This window comes from Streptomyces sp. NPDC042102, from assembly GCF_055582305.1.
Genome location: NZ_JBVJDL010000004.1, coordinates 628,858 through 643,044, shown reverse-complemented (window position 1 = coordinate 643,044; position 14,187 = coordinate 628,858). Strand labels below are relative to the sequence as shown.

General features: G+C 72.7%; 13 protein-coding genes. 9 read left to right on the top strand and 4 right to left on the bottom strand.

Features of this window, described 5'->3' with window-relative positions; all coding sequences use genetic code 11:
• The first annotated feature begins 83 nt into the window (after positions 1-83).
• Positions 84-1,541 (top strand): hypothetical protein, encoded by a 1,458-nt coding sequence (locus ACZ6KO_RS20970; RefSeq protein WP_469305493.1) that lies wholly within the window; start codon positions 84-86, stop codon positions 1,539-1,541.
• On the opposite strand, the gene ACZ6KO_RS20965 is transcribed toward ACZ6KO_RS20970, so the two are convergent.
• Entirely contained in the window at positions 1,526-2,755 is a 1,230-nt protein-coding gene (locus ACZ6KO_RS20965; protein ID WP_469305492.1) for an MFS transporter, read from the bottom strand. The two genes, ACZ6KO_RS20970 and ACZ6KO_RS20965, sit on opposite strands and share 16 nt — an antisense overlap.
• A gap of 23 nt (positions 2,756-2,778) precedes the next feature.
• On the opposite strand from ACZ6KO_RS20965, the gene ACZ6KO_RS20960 reads away from it, so the two are divergent.
• Complete coding sequence (locus tag ACZ6KO_RS20960) at positions 2,779-3,330, top strand: CGNR zinc finger domain-containing protein (protein ID WP_469305491.1); 552 nt, start codon at positions 2,779-2,781, stop codon at positions 3,328-3,330.
• Between the two features lie 88 nt (positions 3,331-3,418).
• Complete coding sequence (locus ACZ6KO_RS20955) at positions 3,419-4,642, top strand: alginate lyase family protein (protein WP_469305490.1); 1,224 nt, start codon at positions 3,419-3,421, stop codon at positions 4,640-4,642.
• 14 nt (positions 4,643-4,656) lie between these two features.
• Here ACZ6KO_RS20955 and ACZ6KO_RS20950 read toward each other — a convergent pair whose 3' ends face one another.
• The gene (locus tag ACZ6KO_RS20950; protein WP_469305489.1) at positions 4,657-5,385 is read right to left on the bottom strand and encodes a lysophospholipid acyltransferase family protein; all 729 of its coding nucleotides are present in this window, start codon (positions 5,383-5,385) and stop codon (positions 4,657-4,659) included.
• Between the two features lie 248 nt (positions 5,386-5,633).
• Between ACZ6KO_RS20950 and ACZ6KO_RS20945 the strand changes: the two genes are divergently transcribed.
• The 5 genes from ACZ6KO_RS20945 (at position 5,634) to ACZ6KO_RS20925 (ending at position 10,167) form a co-directional block, all read left to right on the top strand.
• On the top strand, positions 5,634-5,972 hold the full coding sequence (locus ACZ6KO_RS20945; protein WP_469305488.1) for a TlpA family protein disulfide reductase: 339 nt from the start codon (positions 5,634-5,636) through the stop codon (positions 5,970-5,972).
• A gap of 181 nt (positions 5,973-6,153) precedes the next feature.
• Positions 6,154-6,678, top strand: coding sequence for a flavin reductase family protein (locus tag ACZ6KO_RS20940; RefSeq protein ID WP_469305487.1), 525 nt, complete (start codon positions 6,154-6,156; stop codon positions 6,676-6,678).
• A gap of 202 nt (positions 6,679-6,880) precedes the next feature.
• Positions 6,881-7,666 carry an electron transfer flavoprotein subunit beta/FixA family protein gene (locus ACZ6KO_RS20935; RefSeq protein ID WP_401446255.1) on the top strand — a complete coding sequence of 262 codons (786 nt, stop codon included), beginning with the start codon at positions 6,881-6,883 and terminating at the stop codon, positions 7,664-7,666.
• Positions 7,667-7,753: 87 nt separating this feature from the next.
• A complete protein-coding gene (locus tag ACZ6KO_RS20930) occupies positions 7,754-8,716 on the top strand; it encodes an electron transfer flavoprotein subunit alpha/FixB family protein (protein ID WP_469305486.1) in 963 nt (320 codons plus the stop codon).
• A gap of 152 nt (positions 8,717-8,868) precedes the next feature.
• Complete coding sequence (locus ACZ6KO_RS20925) at positions 8,869-10,167, top strand: DUF6986 family protein (RefSeq protein ID WP_469305485.1); 1,299 nt, start codon at positions 8,869-8,871, stop codon at positions 10,165-10,167.
• 159 nt (positions 10,168-10,326) lie between these two features.
• Here ACZ6KO_RS20925 and ACZ6KO_RS20920 read toward each other — a convergent pair whose 3' ends face one another.
• Positions 10,327-11,313: a LacI family DNA-binding transcriptional regulator gene (locus ACZ6KO_RS20920; protein ID WP_469305484.1), complete on the bottom strand. Its 987-nt coding sequence runs from the start codon at positions 11,311-11,313 to the stop codon at positions 10,327-10,329.
• A gap of 310 nt (positions 11,314-11,623) precedes the next feature.
• On the opposite strand from ACZ6KO_RS20920, the gene ACZ6KO_RS20915 reads away from it, so the two are divergent.
• Positions 11,624-12,646, top strand: a complete 1,023-nt coding sequence (locus ACZ6KO_RS20915; RefSeq protein WP_469305483.1) for an NUDIX hydrolase — start codon at positions 11,624-11,626, stop codon at positions 12,644-12,646.
• A gap of 150 nt (positions 12,647-12,796) precedes the next feature.
• Here ACZ6KO_RS20915 and ACZ6KO_RS20910 read toward each other — a convergent pair whose 3' ends face one another.
• Positions 12,797-14,161 (bottom strand): M20/M25/M40 family metallo-hydrolase, encoded by a 1,365-nt coding sequence (locus ACZ6KO_RS20910; protein ID WP_469305482.1) that lies wholly within the window; start codon positions 14,159-14,161, stop codon positions 12,797-12,799.
• Between the last annotated feature and the right edge of the window lie 26 nt (positions 14,162-14,187).

The following is a 14,187-nucleotide window of genomic DNA, read 5'->3' as shown; positions in this document are numbered from 1 at the left end:
CCCTCCGGGCCGCCCGTTCGACGGGCGGCCCGGACGGCGTACCCGAGGTTGCGCCGGCCGCGGGCGCGACCGAGCCTGGCCCCATGCGAGACAGGCCCAAAGTGGCGGTGCACCCGCCCGACAGCCGGGGGCTGCGCGAGGTCACACTGAGCGGCAAGCGGGTGGGCAGCGCCTGGTCGCCCGACGACCTGCGCCGGGTGCTCACCCGGTTCGGCCACCCCCGCGACGCGGACCTGGACGACCGTACGTCCATACGCTGGCTCGGCGGCGGCAGCGACGTCTGGCCCGACCGCCGAGCCCGCAGACTGACCGTGATGGGCCTGATGGTGGCCGGTCTGGCCGCCTCCATGGTCATGCACGTCGTGATCGGCAAGCCCGACGCCCTGGGCGCCCTGACCTTCGCCGGGCGGCTCACGGGTTTCCTGTTCGTCGTCGCGGGGCTGGCGCAGGGCGGTGCCGCCTTCGCGGCCCTGGACTACTGGGGGAAGAGGGAGCACCGGTTCTCCGGCGTGCTGGTCCTGCTGGGTGTCTTCATCACCTTCGCCGGCTGTTTCCTCCTGTTGTTCATCTGGTTCGAGGAGCGCGAATACACGCGCTATGCGCTGGCCTTCTTCCCGCTCTTCGGCTGGTCGTTGTGGGGGCTCTGGCTGCTCGGCCGTGACCGGGTGTGGCAAGGGATGCCGCACCCCAGGAAAATCGCCGCGGGCGTGATCGCCACCGGCGCACTGGCGTCGACCAACCTGGGCTATTCGGCCCTCTACCAGCCGACGTCCACACCCATGGTCGTCAAGGTGGACGCCAGTTTCGGCACCCCGCGCATGGATCCGAGCCGTCCGGTCGTCCACCTTCCGGTGGCCTTCTCCGCGAAGAACACGGGAAAGGTCGGCGTGTACATCACCAACGACCAGTACCTGGTCCAAGGGCGGGCGTCCGCCTATTCGGAGAAGGGGGCGGGCCTGGGCGAGTGGAGGAAGGTCACCCTCGCGCAGATCAACGACGTGGGCCGGTACGTGGCCGGTACGCAGGTGACCACGATCGCCACCGGTCCCTTCTACGGGGCAGGGGCGTGGCTGGAGCCCGATGAGGAGTACCGGGTGGTCAAGGTGGTCCAGGTGCCCGCCCGTGCCGGGTTCGACTCGATCGAGGCGTGGCTCAACGTGCAGCTGATGCGGAAGGACCGCGGCAGGATCGACGAAGTCAGATTCCAGGAGGCCCACTATTCGTGGGAGAAGAGCGCCGGCAAGATGTACTGCCCCGAATGCGACGAGCACACCGTTCATCACGCCCGGGTCCGTCACAACAGCAACCTCATCAACGTGACGCGGCGGCCGCGGTTCGTCACCGCCCTGTGGTGGGCGCATCCCGAGGGATCCGAATTCTGGACGGCGATCACGACGTTCGACTTCGTCCGGCGGGACGAGATCACCGACAAGGAGGCCGAGAGGGAAGCGGAGCGGTACGGTATGGCCTTCTCCTGGACCACCGCGGCCGTCCCGTTCGCGGCCCTGCCCACCCGGCCCCCTGCTCAGGGCGCCGAGTAGCCCTTCTCCGGGTCCGGCCGGGCCGGGAGCGGCAGCGCCGGCTCCGGCCCGGCCACCGCCCGCGCGGGGCGGATCGACAGGTGCAGGACGGCCCCCGCCAGTTGCAGCGCGGCGATGGCCAGCAGCAGGGCGTACGGGGGAGCGGCCGCCGCGAGGCCGACCAGGGCGGCGCCCGCCGAGGCCGCCGTCACCTTCAGGCCCGCGCCGAGGGTGAAGACCTGCGTGCGCACCGCCGCAGGCGCCCCTTCCGAGCGGATCCGCAGGGTCGATGTCAGCAGCGGGCCGTCGCAGACCCCGGCCACCGCGAACAGCGCGGCGGCCACCGTCACCGACGGCGCGAACGCGGCACCGGCCAGCGCCAGTCCCGTCCCCGTCAGCGCCCAGCGTGCCATCCGTCCCGGCGCCACCGCCGTGATCCGGCCCAGCGTCAGCGCTCCGCCCAGGGCGCCGACGGCGAACGCCGTCAGCAGCACCCCGCCGCCGTCGGGGTTGCCCAGCCGGCCCGCGAACAGCACCGCGCTCGTACTCAAGCCCCCGACCCCGACGAACGCCAGCGTCGTCGCCGAGGTGATCGCCCGCAGTTCCCGCACCCGCCACAGCGCCGCCAGCCCCGCCGCCATCCCGGCCCGCAGCGAGGCACCGGCCGCCGCCGGCGGCTGCGCGGCGTACGGCAGGGTGGCCGCCAGGACCGCGGCCAGCGCGCACCCGGCCGCCAGCAGCAGGACCGCCGTCCCCGCCGACCCCAGGGCCGCGAAGGCGCTGACGACCGCGGGGGAGGTCACACCGGCCGCGTTGTACGTGACGGCGTCCCACGCGTACGCCCGGTCGAGCCCCGGGCCCGCCGGGACCAGTCCCGCGACCAGGCTGGACAGTCCGCCCGTCACCATCGGACCGCAGGAACCGCCGGCCATCGCCACCACCAGCACCACCGGGGTCGGAGCCCGGCCCACCAGCAGCGCCAGCGCCGCCATGCACAGCGCGAAGCCGGCGAGCGCGGCCACGTGGAACAGCCGTGGCCGGCGCGTCCGCGAGGCCGCCGCCCCCGCCAGCGGAGCGGCCAGCACGTGCGGCGCCAGCCACGCCGTCAGGACGAACGCGCCGTGCGCCGCGCTGCCGGTGCGCTCCAGCGCCAGCAGGACCAGCGCGATGCCCATGCCCTCGGAGGCCAGTCGCGCGGCCAGTGCCGCGCCCAGATATCGCCGTAACGCCATCATGCCTCAAGACGTTACAGTGAGGTGTGAACGGATTCGACCCCGCCCGGCGCCTGTTCGACATCGCGGAGGCGGTCCGCCAGGACCCCGGACTGCCCCGCGCAGGGCTCGCCGCCCTGCTCGCCCGGCACGGTGAAGCCTCGCGGGACCTCCAGGAGCCCGCCTTCACCGAGGCTGGAGCGGCCGAACTGCGGGCCGCCGCGCGCCGGATGGGCGCCCTCCTCGCGGAACCGGACGCGGACCGCGCGGCCGAGGCCGTCAACGCCCTGTTCGCCGAGTGCGGCGCGCGGCCCCGGCTGACCCGGCACGACGGCCACCCCTGGCACCTGCACGTCGACCGCGGCGCCGGGGCGGGCTGGGGGGAGTGGTTCCTCGCCTCCGGGGCGCTCGCGCTCGCCCAGCTGCTCACCGCGCACGGCCGCGTCGTCTGGGGCGCCTGTCCCGCCGCGGGCTGCGGCCGCTATTTCCTCGGCACCGGTCCCGGCAGCCCCCGCCGGTACTGCTCCACCGCCTGCGCCACCCGGGTCCGCGTCGCGGCGCACCGCAGCCGCCGGCGCGCGGGTCGAGCGGGTCAATAGGAAACTTTCTTGTCGGACATCGTTGTCAGCTTGGCATGGGCATGAGTATCTTCGGGCCTCCGGAACCCCTCCGACCGGAAGGCCCCCCATGCGTTTCGGACTCCCCGCCGGGCTCTGCGCCGGGCTCGCGGCGCTCGCCCTGGGCTTAACGCCCACGGCCGCCGCCCCCGCTGCCGCATCCGCCGCCCCCACGCCCGCCGCGGCCGCCGCTCCCGCGGCCCCCGCCCGGTTCACCCATCCCGGCGTCCTCAACAGCCGCGCCCAGCTGGACTTCGTACGCGCCAAGGTGCAGGCCGGCGAGCAGCCCTGGAAAGCGGCGTACGACCAGATGCTCGCGAGCAAGTACGGCTCGCTCTCCCGGACGCCCAAGCCCCGCGCGGTGGTCGAGTGCGGCTCGTACTCGAACCCGAACATCGGCTGCACCGACGAGCGCGAGGACGCCATCGCCGCCTACAGCCACGCGCTGGCCTGGTACATCACCGGGGACGCCCGGTACGCCAGGAAGTCCATCGAGCTGATGGACGCCTGGTCGGGCACGATCAAGGACCACACCAACTCCAACGCCCCGCTGCAGAGCGGCTGGGCGGGCTCCACCTGGCCGCGCGCCGCCGAGATCATCAAGCACACCTACCCCGGCGGCTGGCCCCAGCAGGGGCAGTTCGCGACCATGCTGCGCACCGTCTACCTGCCCGAGGTCATCGGCGGCAAGCCGAACAACAACGGCAACTGGGAACTGATCATGATGGACGCCGCGATCGGCATCGCGGTCCACCTCGACGACGGGGCGAGCTACGACAAGGCCATGGCCGTCTACCTCGGCCGGGTCCCCGCGTACTTCTACCTGAAGTCCGACGGCGCACAGCCGAAGTACCCGCCGCGTTCCACCATCGACACCCGGAGCGAGCTGATCGACTACTGGCACGACCAGACCACGTTCGTCGACGGCCTCGCCCAGGAGACCTGCCGGGACTTCGGCCACACCGGCATGGCCATCGCCGCGACCATGCACGTCGCCGAGACCTCACGCATCCAGGGCCGTGACCTCTACCCCGAGTTCAAGGACCGGTTCCGGCACGCGCTCGGCTTCCACGCCGGCTACGAGCTCGGCGAGGCCGTGCCGTCCTGGCTGTGCGGCGGCAGGCTCACCAAGGGGATCGGGCCGGCCACCGAGGTCGGCTACAACGCCCTCGCGGGCCGCCTCGGCATCACCATGAACAAGACCCGGCAGCTCACCGAGTCACGGCGGCCCGCCGGCACCGAGAACCACTTCGAGGCGTGGGAGACCCTCACCCACGCCTCGAACCCCAACTGACCGGGGAGCAGTCCTCAGGACGCGCCGGCCTCGCGCACCTGTGCCGGGGTCGGCGCCGTCCCGCCGAGGTGGGCCGGCAGCCACCACGAGTCCTGCGTACCCTTGGGCTTGGCCGGGTACGCCTTCTGCGCCGCCTCCAGCAGTTCCTCCACCCGCTCGCGCAGCCGCCGCGTGATGGCACCCGCGTACTGGTCGCCCGGCGCCTCGATCGGCTCGCCCACCCGCATCGTCACCGGGATGTGGCTGCGCCGGAGGTCCTTCGGCCGGCCCTTGGTCCACAGCCGCTGCGTGCCCCACAGCGCCATCGGGATCAGCGGGACGCCCGCCTCCTGCGCCATCCGCGCCGCACCCGACTTGAAGCTCTTCAGCGTGAACGACTGCGAGATCGTCGCCTCCGGGAACACACCGATGATCTCGCCCGAGCGCAGTGCGTCCAGCGCCTGCTGGTACGCCGCCTCACCCTGCTTGCGGTCCACCGGGATGTGCTTCATCGCGCGCATCAGCGGACCGGACACCTTGTGGCGGAAGACCGAGTCCTTGGCCATGAAGCGCACCAGACGCTTCGACGGCCGCGCGGTCAGCCCCGTGAAGATGAAGTCGAGATAGCCGATGTGGTTGGAGACCAGCACGGCCCCGCCCTTGCGCGGGATGTTCTCGGTGCCCTTCATGTCGATCCGGATGTCCAGCGCACGGAACAGCGAGTGCGCGGCACCGATCACCGGGGGGTAGACGAGCTCAGCCATGGGGAGACCCCGCTTTCTGCCTGGGGAGGTGCTCCCGGCCGGAAGTTACGCCAACGTAGGTAACGTGGCCATGGGGATCGTGCCCCAAACACGGGCCGCTGGCCAGCCCAGACGCCCGTGCCCGGCGAGATTCTTGTCACGCAGGGAATCATGACGGGAATGCCGGGCGCCCCCGGAGCGCTCGGACCACCGTGCGAACGGAACACGAGCGGGACGGACGGCGGGCCTCCGCCGGGGACGGAGCACACGTGCAGGGGGACAGGGACCGGGCCCGGCTGGGCGTGGCGGAGCTCGGTGCTCCGCTCGGCGAGCGGGCCACCCTCGTGCAGTTCTCCAGCGCCTTCTGCCAGCCCTGCCGGGCCACCCGCCGGATCCTCACCGAGGTCGGCGCGCTGGTTCCGGGCGTCGCGCACATCGAGATCGACGCCGAGGAGCACCTCTCCCTCGTCCGCGCGCTCGGGATCGTCCGGACGCCCACCGTGCTGGTCCTGGACGCGACGGGAGCCGTCGTGCGCCGCGCCGCCGGGATGCCGCGCAAGGCCGATGTGATCGCGGCCCTGGGCGCGGCCGTACGAGAGACCGGATGAGCAGCAGTACGAGCGCCGGCCCGCGCGCGGCGCGCCGCCCGGCGGGTCCGGCCCGTACGCCGGTACACGCGCCCGCACCGAGCGTGACGCGTCTGACATCTGTCCGTACCCGCTTGACTGCGCGCCGCCGCGCTCGACAGGCTGACGCACGGAACGCGCAGTGGAAGGAACTGACCTGCTCATGACGGCCCCCTCGGCCCCCACGGCAGCCGCCCGGACGGGATCGCCCGAGCTGCTGCGCTCCGTGTTCCGTCAGCATGCCGCCGGTGTCGCCGTGATCACGGCCGTGGACGGCGGCCGTCCCGTCGGTTTCACCGCCACCTCGCTCAACTCGGTCTCCGCCGACCCGCCCCTGCTGTCGTTCTCCATCAGCACCGGCTCCTCCAGCTGGCCGGCGATATCCGGCTCCGACCACGTCGGCGTCCACATACTCGCCGAGGACCAGCGGGACCTGGCCGGGCTGTTCGCCCGCAGCGGCGCCGACCGCTTCGGGGACCCGACGCTCTGGAGCGCCGGTCCGCAGGGCGTGCCGGTGCTGGACGGGGTGCTGGCGTGGCTGGTGTGCCGGGTGGTGGCCCGGGTACCGGCCGGGGAGCACCGGGTGATCATCGCGGAGGCCGTTGCGGGACACTCGCTGGGGGAAGGTCGCGGGGAAGGCCGCCCCCTGCTGTACCACCAGGGTCGCTTCAACGCGCTGCGGGACTGAATCGTCCCTGCTGGGGCGGGTTCGGGTGGCGTTGGCAAGGTCACAGTGCAGCGACCTTGCCTCCCGGTGGGAGGCACGCTGTACTGACGAGTAACATTTCGTTCGGAGCGCGGGCCGCCCCGAGCGGGAACCGCCCAGTAAGGCGCCTATGCTGCCTGCACAGGGCAGCAGCCAGAAAAGACGATGCAGTAGGAGAGCCGGCGTGAGCTTGAGGATCGTTGTCTGTGTGAAGTACGTGCCCGACGCCACCGGCGACCGGCACTTCGCCGATGACCTGACCGTCGACCGCGATGACGTCGACGGCCTGCTGTCGGAGCTCGACGAGTACGCCGTCGAGCAGGCGCTGCAGATCGCCGAGGACGCGGACGACGCGGAGATCACCGTTCTGACGGTCGGTCCCGAGGACGCCAAGGACGCGCTGCGCAAGGCGCTGTCGATGGGTGCCGACAAGGCCATCCACGTCGAGGACGACGACCTGCACGGCACCGACGTCATGGGCACCTCGCTGGTGCTCGCCAAGGCCATCGAGAAGGCCGGGTACGACCTGGTCATCGCCGGTATGGCTTCGACCGACGGTGTCATGGGCGTGCTCCCGGCGATCCTGGCCGAGCGTCTGGGCGTCCCGCAGGTCACCCTGCTCTCCGAGGTCAAGGTCGAGGACGGCACCGTCAGCGGCCGCCGCGACGGCGACTCCGCGAGCGAGCAGCTCCAGGCCTCCCTCCCGGCGGTCGTCTCCGTGACCGACCAGTCCGGCGAGGCCCGCTACCCCTCCTTCAAGGGCATCATGGCCGCCAAGAAGAAGCCGGTGGAGTCCTGGGACCTGGAGGAGCTGGAGATCGAGGCGGACGAGGTCGGCCTCGAGGGCTCCTGGACCGCGGTCGACTCCGCGGCGCAGCGCCCGGCCCGCACCGCCGGCACGATCGTCAAGGACGAGGGCGAGGGCGGCAAGCAGCTGGCCGCCTTCCTTGCGGAGCAGAAATTCATCTAGGCAGCAGCCTGGCCGGCCAGAAGTTCATCTAAGGGCTTCGGTCACCTCAACCGCCCCCTCACACTTCGCAATCGCTGGAGAAGTCCCATGGCTGAAGTTCTCGTCTACGTCGACCACGTGGACGGTGCCGTCCGCAAGCCCACCCTCGAACTGCTGACGCTGGCCCGCCGCATCGGCGAGCCCGTCGCCGTCGCCCTGGGCGCCGGTGCCGCCGACACCGCCGCCGTGCTCGCCGAGCACGGTGCGGTCAAGGTCCTCACCGCCGACGCCCCCGAGTTCGCCGACTACCTCGTCGTACCGAAGGTGGACGCGCTCCAGGCCGCCTACGACGCCGTCTCCCCGGCCGCCGTGCTCGTCCCGTCCTCCGCCGAGGGCAAGGAGATCGCGGCCCGCCTGGCGGTCCGTATCGGCTCCGGCATCATCACCGACGCCGTCGACCTCGAGGCCGGCGACGAGGGCCCGGTCGCGACGCAGTCCGCGTTCGCCGCCTCCTTCACCACCAAGTCCCGTGTCTCCAAGGGCACGCCGGTCATCACCGTCAAGCCGAACTCGGCCCCGGTGGAGGCCGCCCCGGCCGCCGGTGCCGTCGAGGCGCTCGCCGTCACCTTCGGCGCCCTGGCCACCGGCACCAAGGTCGTCGCCCGCACCCCGCGCGAGTCGACCGGCCGCCCCGAGCTGACCGAGGCCGCGATCGTGGTCTCCGGCGGCCGTGGCGTCAACGGTGCCGAGAACTTCGCGATCATCGAGGCCCTGGCCGACTCGCTCGGTGCCGCCGTCGGCGCCTCCCGCGCCGCGGTCGACGCCGGCTGGTACCCGCACTCCAACCAGGTCGGCCAGACCGGCAAGTCCGTCTCCCCGCAGCTGTACATCGCCTCCGGCATCTCCGGCGCGATCCAGCACCGGGCCGGCATGCAGACCTCGAAGACCATCGTGGCCATCAACAAGGACTCCGAGGCCCCGATCTTCGACCTGGTCGACTACGGCGTGGTCGGCGACCTGTTCCAGGTCGTCCCGCAGCTGACCCAGGAGATCCAGGCGCGCAAGGGCTGACCTGCGCAGACGCTGTGACGCGGGGCCGCGTGGTGACACTCACCACGCGGCCCCTCGGCGTTTCCTGCAACCATTGACTGAGCGGAACCCCCTGACTAAATTCTGCTATGCGGATCAATGCTTCCGTGAAGCGGAAAAGAGGAGAGTGCAGGATGGGTCAGCAGGAGAAGGTCGCGACGAGCCTCGCAGGTGCGGTCAGCGAGGGCATCAGCGCTTCCCTCGCACCGGTGGACGCGGAGCTCGCGCGCCGGTACCCGGGCGACCCCGGCACCCGCCAGCCGATCCACACGGTCTACGTCCCCGGTGACGTCTTCACCCCCGGCACCATCCGTTCCTGGGGCGACCAGGCCCTCGCCGCCCTCGACGAGCACGCCCCCGACGCCGCCACCCTCGGCAAGGTCCTCGGCATCTCCGATGAGCTGGCCGGCCCGGTCTACGAGCGCGTGCGCGCCAAGCTGGCCGCCGAGCCCATCGAGGACCTGCGCATCGACTTCGAGGACGGCTTCGGCGTCCGCTCCGACGAGGAGGAGGACCAGGCCGCGGCCCGCGCCGCCCGCCTCGTCTCCGAGGCCTTCGCCAACGGCACCAACGCGCCGTACATGGGCATCCGCATGAAGTGCATGGAGTCCAACGTCCGCGACCGCGGCATCCGCACCACCGACATCTTCCTCTCCGGCCTCCTCGCCCACGGCGGCCTGCCCGAGGGCCTGGTCCTGACCCTGCCCAAGGTCACCTACCCCGAGCAGGTCACCGCCTTCGTCCAGCTGCTGGAGGCGTTCGAGACCACCCGCGGCCTGCGCCCGGGCCGGCTCGGCTTCGAGATCCAGGTCGAGACCAGCCAGGCCATCCTGGCCGCCGACGGCACCGCCGCCGTCGCCCGCATGATCGACGCCGCCAAGGGCCGCGCCACCGGCCTGCACTACGGCACCTTCGACTACAGCGCCTGCGTCGGCGTGTCCGCCGCCTACCAGTCCAGCGACCACCCGGCCGCCGACCACGCCAAGGCCGTCATGCAGGTCGCGGCCGCCGGCACCGGCGTACGCGTCTCCGACGGCTCGACCAACGTCCTGCCGATCGGCACCACCGAGCACGTCCACGAGGCGTGGAAGCTGCACTACGGCCTGACCCGCCGGGCCCTGGCCCGCGCCTACTACCAGGGCTGGGACATGCACCCGGGCCACCTCCCCACCCGCTACGCCGCCGTCTTCGCCTTCTACCGCGAGGGCCTCGAGGCCGCCGCCGGCCGGCTGAAGGCGTACGTGGCCAAGATCGAGGGCGACGTCATGGACGAGCCCGCGACCGCCAAGGCCCTGGCCGGCTACCTCGTGCGCGGCCTGAACTGCGGCGCCGTCGGCGCCGACGAGGTCACCACCCTCACCGGCCTGTCCCGCGCCGAGATCGACGCCTTCGCCATCCCGCGCCGCTCGGCCACGCTGACGGCCACCGCGTAACGTCCGTCCGCCCGCGAACGACCGCGACGGGCCGCGCGGTCGTTCACAGGACGTCGGCCGGCCACAGGCGCGGCGTGCCTCGCGGCAGGCCGCGGCCGGCAGGCATCCGTCCGCCGAGAACGCGAGCGCCCGTCCTGCGGGACCCGGTCCGGTGGGGGATCAGCCGGCGGCCGGGATCTCGCCCGAACCGCGTGCGATCAGCCGGGTCGGCAGCTCGATCCGCTCGGTGGCCAGGTCGGCGCCCGCCAGCCGCCGGAACAGCCGGTCGGTGGCGACCCGGCCCAGGGCGGCCGCGTCCTGGGCGACCACGGTGACGCCCGGGCGCAGCAGGTCGGCCAGTTCGAAGTCGTCGAAGCCGACCAGCGCCACCGGCCGGGCCGCGGCGGCCAGCACCCGGACCACGGTCACCGTGACCCGGTTGTTGCCGGCGAACAGAGCGGTCACCGGCTCCGGCCCGGCCAGCATCGCGGTGGCCGCCGCCGTCACCCGGCCCGGATCGGTGGAACCCAGAGCCGTCCAGGCGTCCGCCACCGGCAGTCCCGCCGCCGCCATCGCCGCGCGGTAGCCGCGCAGCCGCTCGGTCGCGGTGTGGATGCGGGGATGGTCACCGAGGAAGCCGATCCGGCGGTGGCCGTGCGCGATCAGGTGCGCCACGCCGTCGCGGGCGCCGCCGAAGCTGTCCGAGAGCACCACGTCCGCGTCGATGCGGCCCGCCGGACGGTCGACGAACACCGTGGCCACCCCGGCGCGCATCTCCGGCTCCAGGTACCGGTGGTCGTCCCCGGCCGGAATCACGATCAGCCCGTCCACCCGGCGCGCGCACAGCGCCAGCGCCAACTCCCGCTCCCGGTCGGGGTCCTCGGCACTGGAGCCGTTGATCAGCAGCGCGCCGTGGGCACGGGCCACCTCCTCCACCGACCGGTTCAGCGGACCGTAGAAGGGGTCCGCGAGGTCCTCCAGGACCAGGCCCACGGTGGCGGTGCGGCCCTTGCGCAGCACGCGTGCGCTGTCGTTGCGGCGGAATCCCAGGGCGTCGATGGCCTCCTGGACCCGCTTCTCGGTGTCCGGGGTGACCCCCGGCTCACCGTTGACGACCCGGGACACCGTCTTCAGGCCCACCCCGGCCCGGGAGGCCACGTCCTTCATCGTCGGTCGCTGGCCGTAACGCGGTTCGGACGGGCGGCGGGTGTGCTGCACGGTTCGTGGACCTCCGGCGGAGACGGACGGGGCGATCGGGGGCGGGATTGCGGAACTGCGGAACGGCTGGACTGCGGAACGATTGGACTGCGGAAGTGCTGGACTGCGGAACGGCTGGACCGGGGGACGCTTCGGGACGGGGCTCCGACCTTGAGGATAAGCACCTCGGCCGATAACCGGGTTTCCGTGGCAGGGTGGTGCGGGCAGGCCACTGGGGGCTTCGGACGAGGCATGGCGAGTCATGGGGAGAGGGATCGACGTGATTGTCTGGATCAACGGTGCTTCCGGCGCCGGGAAGACCAGCACGGCCCGCGAACTGACCGGACTCCTGCCGGACAGCACCCTGTACGACCCGGAGACCGTCGGCGACGCGCTGCGGCAACTCCTGCCGCGCAAACGCCTCGACGAGGTGACCGACCACCAGGACCTGCCCAGCTGGCGGCGGCTGGTGGTGGACGGGGCCGCCGCGGTGCTCGCGGAACTGGGCGGCACCCTCGTCGTGCCCATGACCCTGCTGCGGCAGGACTACCGCGACGAGATCTTCGGCGCGCTCGCGGCGCGCCGGATCCCGGTACGCCACGTGGTCCTGGACCCGGGGGAAACGATCCTTCGCTCCCGTCTCGCGGATGCCCGCGAGGAGCCCGGGGCCCCGGACCACCGGGCCGACGGCGTGCTGCGGGCCTGGCGGGCGGCGCTCGACGGCTGGCTCGCGGGGGACGCCCTGCGGGTGGACACCGCGCACCTGACACCCCGGCAGACCGCCGAACAGATCGCGCGGGCCGTGCGCACGGGCGCCGCCGGGACCTGCGACATCGTCCAGACTCCCGAGCCGACCCGGGAGACCCTCGCGGCCGGGGTCCTGCTCTTCGACGACCGCGACCGGGTGCTGCTGGTGGATCCGACGTACAAGCCGGGCTGGGAGTTCCCCGGCGGGGTCGTCGAGGCGGGGGAGGCGCCCGCCCGGGCCGGGGTCCGCGAGGTCGAGGAGGAGCTCGGCATCGCCCTGGACGGCGTACCGGGGCTGCTGGTGATGGACTGGGAGCCGCCCTGCCCGCCGGGGTTCGGAGGGCTGCGGCTGCTCTTCGACGGCGGGCGGCTGGACGCGGCGGCCGTCGGGCGGCTGCGGCTGCCCGGCCCGGAGCTGCGCGCCTGGCGGTTCGTCACGGAGGCGGAGGCGGCGGGGCTGCTCCCGCCGGTCCGCTACGAACGGCTGCGCTGGGCCCTGCGCGCCCGCGAACGCGCGACGGTCCTCAACCTGGAGGCGGGCGTCCCGGTCGGCTGACGGGGCGTGCGGGGTGCGGGGCCATGGGCCCGCCGGACCCCGCGTCCGTCCAGGGACACACGTCCGCCCAGGGCCGTGTGAGGCCCTGGGCGGACGGTGGCCGGTGCGGCCGGGGTGGCCTGACGGCCCGGTGGCCGGCGGTGGTGGTGCCTACGGCCGCTTGGACTCCGCGTAGTTCACCAGGAACAGCGCCTCGACCACCGACAGCCGCTCCAGCTCCTCCGGCGACACGCTCTCGTTGACCGCGTGGATCTGCGCCGCCGGCTCGCTCAGCCCGATCAGCAGCATCTCCGCCTCCGGGTAGAGCGAGGTCAGCGCGTTGCACAGCGGAATCGATCCGCCCATGCCCGCGATCTGCATCTCCTGACCCGGGTAGGCCACCTTCATCGCCGCCGCCATCGACGCGTACGCCGGGCTGTCGGTGTCCGCCTGGAACGGCTGGCCCTGGCCGACGACTTCCAGCTCCAGGCGCGCCTTCCACGGTGTGTGCGCGACCAGGTGCGCCTGCAGCAGCTTGATGGCCTCGGCCGTGTCCACGCCCGGCGGAATGCGCAGGCTGATCAGCGCACCCGCGCTCGCGTGCACCGACGGCGTCGCACCGATGACCGGCGGGCAGTCGATGCCCAGCACGGTCACGGCCGGACGGGCCCACAGCCGGTCGGCGACCGTGCCCTCACCGATCAGTTCGACGCCGTCGAGCACCTTCGCGTCGGCACGGAAGTCCGCCTCCGGGTACTGCAGGCCGTCCCAGACGCCGTCCGAGGCCAGCCCGTCCACCGTGGTGGAACCGTCCGCCGCGCGCAGCGAGTCCAGCACCTTGATCAGGGCCGCCAGCGCGTCGGGCGCGGCGCCGCCGAACATGCCCGAGTGCAGGTTTCCGGCCAGCGTGTCGATCTTGACCTTGAGCAGGGTCATGCCGCGCAGGGTCGCGGTCACCGTCGGCAGGCCGGTACGGAAGTTGCCCGCGTCGCCGATGACGATGGTGTCGGCGGTCAGCAGCCCGGGGTTGGCCTCGGCGTACTGCTGGAGGCCGCCCGTGCCCTGTTCCTCGGAACCCTCGACGATGACCTTCACGCTCACCGGCACACCACCGTTGGCCTTCAGCGCGCGCAGCGCCAGCAGGTGCATGATGAAGCCGCCCTTGCAGTCGGCCGCACCGCGCCCGTACCAGCGGCCGTCGCGCTCGGTCAGCTCGAACGCCGGGGAGATCCAGGCGGCGTCGTCCAGCGGCGGCTGCACGTCGTAGTGCGCGTACAGCAGCACGGTCGGCGCGCCCTCGGGGCCGGGCAGGAAGCCGTACACCGACTGGGTGCCGTCGGGGGTGTCCAGCAGGGCGACGTCCTGGAAGTCCTCGGCGCGCAGCGCGGCCGCCACCCAGTTCGCGGCCTTCTCGCTCTCGCTGCGCGGGAACTGGGCCCAGTCCGCGACCGACTGGAAGGCCACCAGCTCGGCAAGCTCCTGCTGGGCGCGGGGCATCAACGAGGCGACGGTCTCGGCGATCGGATGGGACGGCATGGGCACGCTCCTCTTGGGTGCGACGT

Bases quoted from the DNA above. Each gene is read 5' to 3' on its own strand.
- ACZ6KO_RS20955 (WP_469305490.1), top strand. From the start codon at position 3,419: ATGCGTTTCGGACTCCCCGCCGGGCTCTGCGCCGGGCTCGCGGCGCTC.
- ACZ6KO_RS20965 (WP_469305492.1), bottom strand. From the start codon at position 2,755: ATGATGGCGTTACGGCGATATCTGGGCGCGGCACTGGCCGCGCGACTG.
- ACZ6KO_RS20910 (WP_469305482.1), bottom strand. From the start codon at position 14,161: ATGCCGTCCCATCCGATCGCCGAGACCGTCGCCTCGTTGATGCCCCGC.
- ACZ6KO_RS20940 (WP_469305487.1), top strand. From the start codon at position 6,154: ATGACGGCCCCCTCGGCCCCCACGGCAGCCGCCCGGACGGGATCGCCC.
- ACZ6KO_RS20920 (WP_469305484.1), bottom strand. From the start codon at position 11,313: ATGAAGGACGTGGCCTCCCGGGCCGGGGTGGGCCTGAAGACGGTGTCC.
- ACZ6KO_RS20930 (WP_469305486.1), top strand. From the start codon at position 7,754: ATGGCTGAAGTTCTCGTCTACGTCGACCACGTGGACGGTGCCGTCCGC.
- ACZ6KO_RS20950 (WP_469305489.1), bottom strand. From the start codon at position 5,385: ATGGCTGAGCTCGTCTACCCCCCGGTGATCGGTGCCGCGCACTCGCTG.
- ACZ6KO_RS20925 (WP_469305485.1), top strand. From the start codon at position 8,869: ATGGGTCAGCAGGAGAAGGTCGCGACGAGCCTCGCAGGTGCGGTCAGC.
- ACZ6KO_RS20970 (WP_469305493.1), top strand. From the start codon at position 84: ATGCGAGACAGGCCCAAAGTGGCGGTGCACCCGCCCGACAGCCGGGGG.